At 70.8% G+C, this 9,712-nt stretch carries 10 protein-coding genes; 6 read left to right on the top strand and 4 right to left on the bottom strand.

Annotation, left to right across the window (positions count from 1 at the left end):
• Positions 1-82 precede the first annotated feature (82 nt).
• The 3 genes from ACZ6N8_RS17030 to ACZ6N8_RS17020 all read right to left on the bottom strand — a co-directional run bounded on the left by ACZ6N8_RS17030 (position 83) and on the right by ACZ6N8_RS17020 (position 1,688).
• Positions 83-337 carry a Smr/MutS family protein gene (locus ACZ6N8_RS17030; RefSeq protein WP_007465523.1) on the bottom strand — a complete coding sequence of 85 codons (255 nt, stop codon included), beginning with the start codon at positions 335-337 and terminating at the stop codon, positions 83-85.
• 122 nt (positions 338-459) lie between these two features.
• The gene (locus ACZ6N8_RS17025; protein WP_139587882.1) at positions 460-828 is read right to left on the bottom strand and encodes a tetratricopeptide repeat protein; all 369 of its coding nucleotides are present in this window, start codon (positions 826-828) and stop codon (positions 460-462) included.
• 89 nt (positions 829-917) lie between these two features.
• Positions 918-1,688, bottom strand: coding sequence for an ROK family protein (locus ACZ6N8_RS17020; RefSeq protein WP_466010884.1), 771 nt, complete (start codon positions 1,686-1,688; stop codon positions 918-920).
• A gap of 62 nt (positions 1,689-1,750) precedes the next feature.
• Here ACZ6N8_RS17020 and ACZ6N8_RS17015 point away from each other — a divergent pair, with 62 nt between their 5' ends.
• From ACZ6N8_RS17015 to ACZ6N8_RS17005, 3 genes are all read left to right on the top strand, one after another.
• Positions 1,751-3,388 (top strand): ABC-F family ATP-binding cassette domain-containing protein, encoded by a 1,638-nt coding sequence (locus ACZ6N8_RS17015; RefSeq protein WP_466010882.1) that lies wholly within the window; start codon positions 1,751-1,753, stop codon positions 3,386-3,388.
• 38 nt (positions 3,389-3,426) lie between these two features.
• Positions 3,427-3,735, top strand: coding sequence for a hypothetical protein (locus ACZ6N8_RS17010; protein ID WP_387115285.1), 309 nt, complete (start codon positions 3,427-3,429; stop codon positions 3,733-3,735).
• A 219-nt stretch (positions 3,736-3,954) separates the two neighbouring features.
• Positions 3,955-4,680, top strand: a complete 726-nt coding sequence (locus ACZ6N8_RS17005; RefSeq protein WP_466010880.1) for a methyltransferase domain-containing protein — start codon at positions 3,955-3,957, stop codon at positions 4,678-4,680.
• Here the strand turns inward: ACZ6N8_RS17005 and ACZ6N8_RS17000 are convergent.
• Positions 4,677-5,684 (bottom strand): LacI family DNA-binding transcriptional regulator, encoded by a 1,008-nt coding sequence (locus tag ACZ6N8_RS17000; RefSeq protein ID WP_466010878.1) that lies wholly within the window; start codon positions 5,682-5,684, stop codon positions 4,677-4,679. The genes ACZ6N8_RS17005 and ACZ6N8_RS17000 overlap by 4 nt on opposite strands.
• Positions 5,685-5,830: 146 nt before the next feature.
• Between ACZ6N8_RS17000 and arfA the strand changes: the two genes are divergently transcribed.
• The 3 genes from arfA to ACZ6N8_RS16985 all read left to right on the top strand — a co-directional run bounded on the left by arfA (position 5,831) and on the right by ACZ6N8_RS16985 (position 9,707).
• Positions 5,831-7,345, top strand: a complete 1,515-nt coding sequence (arfA, locus tag ACZ6N8_RS16995) for an arabinosylfuranosidase ArfA (protein ID WP_466010876.1) — start codon at positions 5,831-5,833, stop codon at positions 7,343-7,345.
• 61 nt (positions 7,346-7,406) lie between these two features.
• Positions 7,407-8,738: an ABC transporter substrate-binding protein gene (locus tag ACZ6N8_RS16990; protein ID WP_466010875.1), complete on the top strand. Its 1,332-nt coding sequence runs from the start codon at positions 7,407-7,409 to the stop codon at positions 8,736-8,738.
• A 6-nt stretch (positions 8,739-8,744) separates the two neighbouring features.
• Positions 8,745-9,707, top strand: coding sequence for a carbohydrate ABC transporter permease (locus ACZ6N8_RS16985; RefSeq protein ID WP_466010873.1), 963 nt, complete (start codon positions 8,745-8,747; stop codon positions 9,705-9,707).
• The last annotated feature ends 5 nt before the right edge of the window (positions 9,708-9,712 follow it).

Genomic DNA, 9,712 nt, shown 5'->3' with positions numbered 1-9,712 from the left:
CCTTGACGGCCTGGACACGGCATGATCATGGTTCGACGGCCTTGGCAGAGCCTTGAGACGCAGGTCAGAGGCCCTGCGGTCGCTATTTCCAGCGGAAGTGGACGAAGAGGCGACCGAAGTTCTTCGAGTCCTTCTCCACCCGGTGGTAGAGCTGTTTGACGTCCTTCTGGTCGAGGAACCGCAGCACCCGCTTCTTGAGCTGGCCCGACCCCTTGCCGGGGATGATCTCCACGAGGGTGGCCTTCTTCGCCACCGCCTCGTCCATGATCCCGCGCAGCGCGCGGTCGATGTCCTGCCCCTTGTTGAAGATCTCGTGCAGGTCCAGCTTGAGCTTCATGCCGCAGCCCCCGGCCGGTCAGGTCCCATGTCCGCCATCCTAGGCACCCCCGTCGGGTCGCCCGCCGGACGACGGAGGGGCGGCCCCGCAGGGCCGCCCCTTGTCCGTCACCGGTTTCGCGTTCAGCGGGTGCCGCCCACGCGGGCTTCGACCCGCTCCAGCGCCACCCGGTAGTCGTCGTTCGCCGCGTACATGGCGGCGGCGATCCGCAGGTGCCGCAGCGCGTCGGTGGGCCGGTTCAGCCGTTCCAACGTCCGACCGAGCACGTGGTGCGCGTAGTGGTCGCTCGGGTCCCGATCGACCAGCTCCCGCAGGTGCTCCTCGGCCCGGTTGAGCTGGGCCGACTGGAAGTACGCCCGGGCCAGCAGCTGCCGGACCGCCGCGTTGCCGGGTTCGGCGTCGACGATCGGCTCCAGCAGTCGGGCCGCCCCGCTCGGGTCACCGGTCTCGAAGAACATGGTCGCCCGCCGGTAGTCCGCCAGAAGATCCATCTGCCCACCTCCTCGGGTCGCACCGTCACCTGTTCCGACGCTGGCACAACACCTGGCGTTTGGCGACTGTTCCCGGGGTCGAGATCGCGTCAGGTTCGGGCGTCCCGGCGGCCGGCGGCCAACTCCCAGGCGCGCACGCCGCCGACGATCCCCGCCGTGTTGGGCACCACCACCACGTCGTCGCCCATCCGGGTGAGCTGCTCGGGCCGGATCAGCCGCGAGTTGCCCCCGCCCAGGTAGAGCCGGTCCCAGCGGAACACCGGGCGCAGCCCGTCCACCACCTGCCGGATGCGGCGCGACCAGAAGGCGTCGCCGAGCCGGCGGCGCTCGGGCTCCCCGACGTACGTGTCGTAGGTGGTGCCCCAGCGCACCGGCGCGTGCGACAGCTCCAGGTGCGGCGCGAGGATCCCGCCGTCGTAGAGGGCGCTGCCCAGCCCGGTGCCCAGGGTCAGCACCAGCTCGCAGCCCGTCCCGGCGACCACACCGGCCCCGTGCACCTCGGCGTCGTTGAGCACCAGCGCCGGCACCCCGAACGCGTCGGCGAGCGCGCCCCGCGCGTCCCAGCCGGACCATTCGGCCAGCAGGTCCGGGTCGACCCGGCTGCGGGGGCCGCTGCGTGTCACGTAGTGCGGCGTGGCGACCACCACGCCGTGCCTGATCATCCCGGGTACGCCGACCGTCAGCCGGTCCGCGGTCGGCAGCCGGGCGCCCAGATCCAGCAGGGTCCGGACGAACAGGGCGGGCGGCAGCGGGTACGGGGTCGGCACCCGCAGCGGCCGGGCGCGCATCGTGCCCGCCTCGTCGAGCACGGACGCCTTGATGCCCCCGCCGCCACAGTCGATCGCCAGTGTGGTCACCACGCCGTTGAGTCTGCCCGCTGCCGTCGGTTCGTATGCGGGCAGCCGGATAGGCTGCCGTCCTGATGAGCGCCACGATGATCGTCAAGGACCTGGCCGCCGGGCACGGCGACCGCTCACTCTTCGCCGGGCTGGACCTGGTGGTCGCCCCCGGCGACGTGATCGGCCTGGTCGGGCCGAACGGGGCCGGCAAGTCGACGCTGCTGCGTACCCTCGCCGGGTTGCTGCCGGTCGAGGCCGGCAGCGTCCGGCTCAGCCCGCCCACCGCGACCGTCGGGCACCTGCCGCAGGAGCCGGAGCGGCGGCCGGGCGAGACGGTACGCGACTTCCTGGCCCGCCGGACCGGCGTGACCGCCGCGCAGGCGGCCCTGGACGCGGCGACCGAGGCGCTGACCGCCGGGGCGGCCGGAGCGGACGACGCGTACGCCGACGCGCTGGAGCGCTGGCTCGCCCTCGGCGGCGCGGACCTGGACGAACGCGCCGAGCAGGTGAGCGCCGACCTCGGGCTCGCGGTCGACCTGGACCACCCGACGACCGGCTTGTCAGGCGGTCAGGCCGCCCGGGCGGGGTTGGCGTCGTTGCTGCTCAGCCGGTACGACGTGTTCCTGCTCGACGAGCCGACGAACGACCTGGACCTGGCCGGGTTGGAGCGGCTGGAGGAGTTCGTGACCGGGCTCCGGGCCGGCACGGTGCTTGTGAGTCACGACCGGGAGTTCCTGACCCGCACGGTGACCCGGGTGCTGGAGCTGGACCTGCCGCAGCAGCAGATCAACCACTACGGCGGCGGCTACGCGGCCTACCTGGAGGAGCGCGAGGTCGCGCGGCGGCACGCCCGCGCGGACTTCGAGGAGTACGCGGACACGAAGGCCGGCCTGGAGGCGCGGGCGCGCACCCAGCGGGGCTGGATGGAGAAGGGCGTCAAGAACGCCCGCCGCAAGGCCACCGACAACGACAAGATCGGCCGCAAGTTCCGCGCCGAGGCGAGCGAGAAGCAGGCCGCCAAGGCCAAGCAGACCGACCGGCTGATCGAACGGCTGGACGTGGTGGAGGAGCCCCGCAAGGAGTGGGAGCTGCGAATGGAGATCGCCGCCGCGCCCCGCGCCGGTGCCGTCGTGGCCACGCTTCGCGGCGCGGTGGTACGCCGAGGTGGGTTCACCCTCGGCCCGGTCGACCTCCAGATCGACTGGGCGGACCGGGTGGCGGTGACCGGGGCGAACGGCTCGGGCAAGTCCACCCTGTTGGCGGCGCTGCTGGGGCGGCTGCCGCTGGACGAGGGCAGCGCCGTACTCGGGCCGGGCGTGGTGGTGGGCGAGGTGGACCAGGCGCGCGGGTTGTTCCTCGGCGACGCGCCGTTGATCGACGCGTTCCAGGCTGCCGTACCCCACCTGTCGCCGGCGGACGCGCGGACCCTGCTGGCCAAGTTCGGGCTGCGTGCGGCGCACGTGCCGCGGCCGGCGGCGACCCTCTCCCCAGGTGAGCGGACCCGGGCGGCGCTTGCGCTGCTCCAGGGTCGCGGCGTCAACCTGCTGGTGCTCGACGAGCCCACCAACCACCTGGACCTGCCGGCCATCGAACAGCTCGAGTCGGCGTTGGCCAGCTACCCGGGCACGCTGCTGCTGGTCACCCACGACCGGCGGATGCTCGCGGCGATCGAGACGAACCGGCGGCTGCGTGTCGACGGCGGGCGGATCGCCGAGGATTGATCCGTGCCGGCGGGCCGTCGCGGGGTGAGAATGACGCCATGCTCAAGTGGGAGTACGCCCTGCTGGTCCGCCGCCGCCAGGCCGCGACAAACGACCTGGGCTGGGAGGTCGTCTTCGTCTGGTACGGCCCGGACGGCTCGATGGTCGACGTGACGCCGTACGGCGACACCTCACTGGCCCACCTCAACCGGGCCGGTGACCAGGGCTGGGAGTTGGTCGCGATGAGCGAGGACCCGTCCCTGCCCGGCAACAACGAGTTGCACCGCTACCACCTGAAGCGGCCGAAGCCCGCAGCCCCGCAACCGCGCCAGCGGATGCGCGGCAGCCGTCGCACCGTCACGGGCTGAGCCGGCGCGGGGCCGACCGGGCCGTGCGCGGGGCCTGCGGTGCCGTAGGTGCGTATACCTGGGAGTCATATCTATGACGCAGAGGTATACGGCTCGTCGAGGGAACCGCCCCTCGCGGGGTTCGGGTGCGCCCACCAGCGACGCGCCGATCCCCGGCGGGTGGACGAGCTGGGCATACCGGGCGCGAATGCGGGTAACGCGCGGCGGGAGGTGGCCCGAATGGTCGCTTTGGCACAGACTCCGCCCTCGGCCGACCGGCTGCGGGCGATCGACGAGTTCCTCGCGCAGGCGTGGGCGGACCAGGTCCGGCACGACGACCGGCTGCGCGGTCTGGCCGTGGACGTCCGGTTCGACAGGGGTGTCGCCCATCTGAGCGGCGAGGTGGCCGAGCAGGGCGACCTGCGGCTGGTCCGCGACCTGGTGGGGCGGCTGGCCGGGGTGTACGGCGTCTGGTGCCGGGTCGGCGTCGGTGGCCGGGAGCCGGTGGTGGTGGACCTCGGCTGCGGCCCGACCAAGCAGTGGTCGAGCAACCTGGGGCTGGACATCTACCCGGCGCCCGGGGTGGATGCCGTGGCGGACCTGTCCGGCTCGCTGCCGCTGGCCGACAACTCGGTGGACGTCCTGTTCGCTGTGCACATCCTGGAGCACCTGATCGACTTTCTGCCGCTTGTCGACGAGTGCCACCGGGTGCTCCGCCCGGGCGGCGTGCTGCACGTGATGAGCCCCTGGTGGGGGCACGTGAACGCGGTAGCGGACCCGACCCACGTCCGGCTGATGGACGTGCAGACGTTCAAGGGGATCTGTCAGCTCCGGCCGCCCGGCACCCCGCGCTGGTATCCGCTGCACGCGGGCTGCGACGGTGCCTCGATCTTCGCCGACCTGACCCCGCTGCCCGCCGACGCCGACCCGGCACCGAACTCGCACCTGGCCCGCTTCTTCGACTAGGGGGTCTGGGTGGATTCGCGGAACTCCAGGCGGTAGCTGGCGGAGAGCTCTCTCGCCGGGGCGGCGCGGTCGCCGTCCAGGCGGTCGGCAAGCAACTCGACGGCCAGCCGGGCGATCTGCGCCTTGTCCGGCGCGACGGTGCTCAGGGTGGGGATCGAGAAGCGGCCGTCCTCGATGTCGTCGAAGCCGACCACCGCCACGTCCTCGGGCACCCGCAGACCTGCCTCGTGCAGCGCGCGCAGGGCACCGAGTGCGAGCGTGTCGTTGAAGCAGAAGACCGCGTCGGGGCGTACGCCGGAGGTGAGCAGGCCGCGCATCGCGGCCGCGCCGTCGGCGCGGTGCCAGGCCGGCGCTGGCGCCACGAGGGTTTCGTCGTAGTCAAGTCCGGCGGCGCGCAGCGCGTCGGCGTAGCCGGCCAGCCGCAGTCGGGCGCTGGCGCCCTCGTCGGTGCGCTGCGAGCCGACTGCCGCGATCCGGCGCCGGCCGAGGCCGATGAGATGGCTGGTGATCTCCCGGGCCGCGCCCACGTTGTCGATCACGACACGGTCGGCCGGGCCGTGGTCGATCCGCTCGCCGAGCAGCACCATGGGCGTGCCGTCGAGGCTGGCCAGGTCCTCCGCGGTGAGGGCCAGCGGGCTGAAGATCAGACCGTCGATCAGGTGGTCGGTGATGCCGGACGCGACCACCCGTTCCTGCTCCCGCCCGCCGCCGGTCTGGTCGATCAGCACGGTCCAGCCGAAGTCGGCGGCGGCGGTGACGACGTGACGGGCCAGCTCGGCGAAGTACGGGATGTCCAGTTCCGGTACGGCGAGGGCGATCACGCCGGTGCGGCCCTTGCGCAGGTGCCGGGCGGAGAGGTTGGGCCGGTAGTTGAGTTCGGCGATGGCCTCCTCGACCCGGGCGCGGGTGTCCGGCCGGACGTGGACATAGCCGTTCACCACGTTCGACACGGTCTTCACCGACACGCCGGCCCGCTCGGCCACGTCCTTGAGCCTGTGCCGCACTTCGCACCCTCCCCGATGTAACCCAGCGCACCATACCTCTTCAGCAGCCCTTTACAACGTTGCCTACAACGTTGTACAAACGGTGGACACCGGGTGAGCGGTGACTGCGGTCACCCGGCACCGGCACTGACGAAAGGTGGCATCCCTTGCGGACCGCGCAACTGACGATCGACCCGGCCTTCTCGATCGGGCCGGCCGACCGACGTCTCTTCGGCTCCTTCGTCGAGCACATGGGTCGGTGCGTCTACGGCGGCATCTACGAGCCCGGCCACCCTGACGCCGACTCCCGCGGCCTGCGTCGCGACGTGCTGGAGCTGACCCGCGAGCTGGGCGTCTCAGTGGTCCGCTACCCGGGCGGCAACTTCGTCTCCGGCTACCGCTGGGAGGACGGGGTGGGTCCGGCCGGCGACCGGCCGCGCCGGCTCGACCTGGCCTGGAAGACGATCGAGACCAACGCGTTCGGGCTGGACGAGTTCATGACCTGGGCGGCCGAGGCCGGCGTCGAGCCGATGATGGCTGTCAACCTCGGCACCCGCGGCGTGCAGGAGGCCCTGGACCTGCTGGAGTACGCCAACCACCCCGGTGGCACCGAGCTGTCCGACAGGCGGCGCAAGCACGGCGCGGAAGAGCCCTACGGGGTGCGGCTCTGGTGCCTGGGCAACGAGATGGACGGCCCGTGGCAGGTCGGCCACAAGACCGCCGACGAGTACGGCAGGCTCGCCGCCGAGACCGCCCGAGCGATGAAGATGATCGACCCGTCGATCAGCCTGGTCGCCTGCGGCAGCTCCAACCGGCGGATGCCCACGTTCGCCGCGTGGGAGGCGACCGTGCTGGAGCACACCTACGAGCACGTCGACTACATCTCGGCACACACCTACTACGACCCGTCCGACGGTGACCAGGCGAGCATCCTGGCCTCGGCCGTCGACATGGACAACTTCATCAACGAGGTCGTCGCCACAGCCGACCACGTGGCCGCCCGGCAGCGGCACAGGCGCAAGCTGAAGATCTCCTTCGACGAGTGGAACGTCTGGTACGAGTCCCGCCTCCAGGCCGACCTGGACCGGCGCGGCTGGGTCGAGGCGCCGGCCCTCATCGAGGACGACTTCACAGCTGTCGACGCCGTGGTGGTCGGTGACCTGCTGATCACCCTGCTCCGGCACGCCGACCGGGTCGGGGTAGCCGCCCAGGCCCAGCTGGCCAACGTGATCGCGCCCATCCGCACCCGCAACGGCGGCCCGGCCTGGCGGCAGAGCATCTTCCACCCGTTCGCGCTGACCGCCCGGTACGCCCGGGGCACCGTGCTGCGTACCGAGCCGGTGTCGCCGCGCTACGAGACGAAGAAGTACGGGGACGTGCCGGTGCTCGACACCGTCGCCGTGCACGACGAGGAGACCGGCGAGCTGACCGTCTTCGCGGTCAACCGGGACCAGACGGACCTTCCGCTGGAGATCGACCTGCGCGGGCTGCCGGGCATGGCTGGCCTGTCCTTCCAGAGCATCGCCGCCGGGTCCGACCCGTCGGCGACAAACACCGAGGCCGAGCCCGACCGGGTGACGCCCCGGGACCTGCCCACCCCCACCCCCGACGGCGGCAGGTGCACCGTGCGCCTGCCCGCCGTGTCCTGGAGCGTGCTGCGGTTCGGCCCGACCAGCGCCTGAGGTCGTACCGGGCTTGAGCAGGCACAATTCATCCCGTCCCCCTGCAAGGAGAGATACCAGCATGATCCAGAACGACATGAGCCGGCGGCGCCTGCTCGGCCTCGGTCTCGGACTCGGTGCCGCGGCCACCCTGACCCTCGCCGGCTGCGGCGGAGGCGACGACAACGCCTCCGGGCCGGCCGCCGGCAACGGCGGCAAGGAGTACACCGGTCCCAAGGTCGACCTGAAGCTGTGGAACGGCTTCACCGGCGGCGACGGCGACATCTTCAAGGCGCTGGTGAACCAGTTCAACACCGAACACCAGAACATCGCCGTGTCGGTGGCCACGTACCAGTGGGAGGACTACTACAACAAGCTCCCCGGCGCGGCCTCCAGCGGCAACGGCCCGGACATCGCGGTCATGCACATGGACCAGCTCGCCACCTTCGCCGCGCGTGGCGTGATCACCGAGCTGGACGACGTGGCCAAGAACCTGGAGCTGTCCGAGGCGGACTTCGCCCCCACGGTGTGGAAGGGCGGGCTCTACAACAACAAGCGGTACGGCATTCCGCTGGACATGCACCCGCTGGGCTTCTACTACAACAAGGCCGTCATGCAGAAGGCCGGCCTCGACCCGAACAAGCCGCCGACCACCAGGGACGACTTCACGGCGGCCCTGGGCGAGTTCAAGAAGGCCGGTGTGCAGGGCTTCTGGATCAGCCCGTTCCAGTTCACCGGCGGCATGACCTTCTACTCCCTGCTCAACCAGTGGGGCGGCACCCTGTTCGACGCCGAGGTGACCAAGGCGACGTTCAACTCGGACCCGGCGGTCGAGGCGTGCACCTGGCTGGTCGACATGATCAAGCAGGGCCATTCGCCGGCCAACGTCGGCCAGGACGCCGAGTACCTGGCGTTCAAGAGCGGCAAGAACGCCTTCACCTTCAACGGCATCTGGCAGATCAACGACCTGAAGAAGAGCCCCGAGGTGCAGTGGGGCGTCGCGCCGCTCCCCCAGATCGGCAGCAAGCCGGCGGCCTGGGCCAACTCGCACAACTTCACGATCGTGAAGCAGCGGGCCAACAACGCCAACAAGATCTCCGGCGCGAAGGTCTTCATCAACTGGCTGAGCCAGCACTCGCTGGACTGGGCCAAGGGCGGCCAGATCCCGGCCCGTAAGGACGTCCGTGAGAGCGCCGAGTTCAAGGCGCTGCCGGAGATCTCGGCGCTCGCCCCCGAACTGGAGTACGCGGCCTTCCCGCCGGCGACCCCGGGCCTCGGCGAGGTCATGACGACGTTCTACGACACGTTCAACGTGGCGGCGCTGGGCAAGAAGTCGCCGAAGCAGGCGCTGGACGAGGGCGTGGCCAAGGCCAACAAGCAGCTCGAGGACAACCGCAAGAAGTACGGGAGCTGATAACCCGTGGCGGACGTGATCGAGGTCGGGGCGGCGCGCGGTGACGCGCCGCCCCCGGCGGCCAACGCAGCCCGCCGGGCCTCGGCGGGCCGGACCGGACGGGCGACGCCATACCTGTTCCTCGCCCCGTACCTGGTCCTGTTCGGGGTCTTCGGCCTGCTGCCGATCGTCCTCGGCCTCTGGCTGAGCGTGCACCAGTGGGACTTCCAGCTACCCAACCGGCCGTTCGTCGGGTTGGACAACTACAAGGAGCTGTTCTCCAGCGACTCCGCCATCTTCGGCGACTGGTGGCAGAGCGTACGGGCCACCGCGATCTTCACGGTGCTGTCGGTGCCGCTGCTTGTGGTCGTACCGCTCGGGCTGGCGCTGCTGCTGAACCGCTCGTTCCCGGGCCGGACGTTCTTCCGGGCGATCTACTTCGCGCCGTACGTGCTGGGTGTGGCGGTTATCGGCCTGCTCTGGCGGTTCCTGCTCGACGCCAACCTGGGTCTGGTCAACAGGCTCCTCGGGGTGGTCGGGCTGCCGGCGGACACCCCGTGGGTGACGAACATGCCGTGGGCGTGGATCTCCCTGGTCGGGGTGACCGTCTGGTGGACCTCCGGGTTCAACGCGGTGATCTACCTGGCCGGTCTCCAGGACATCTCGCCGGAGCTGTACGAGGCGGCCCGGATGGACGGCGCCAACGCGTGGCAGCGGTTCCGCAACGTCACACTGCCAGGTCTGCGTCCGGTGCTGCTCTTCGTGATCACCACGACAGTGCTCGCCTCGGCGAACATGTTCGGCCAGTCGTTCCTGATCACCCAGGGTGCGCCCGGCACGGAGACCCGCACGGTGGTGTGGTTCATCGTCGAGACGGGACTGCGGAACAACAACGCCGGTAAGGCCGCCGCGATGAGCATCATGTTCGCCCTGATGCTGGCCGTCGTGAGCGTCGCCAACTTCCGCCTCTTCCGCTACAGGGAAGACTGAGGGGA

The sequence above is a fragment of the Micromonospora sp. NPDC047521 genome, assembly GCF_055587305.1.
This window is presented reverse-complemented; position numbering and strand designations above follow the sequence as displayed.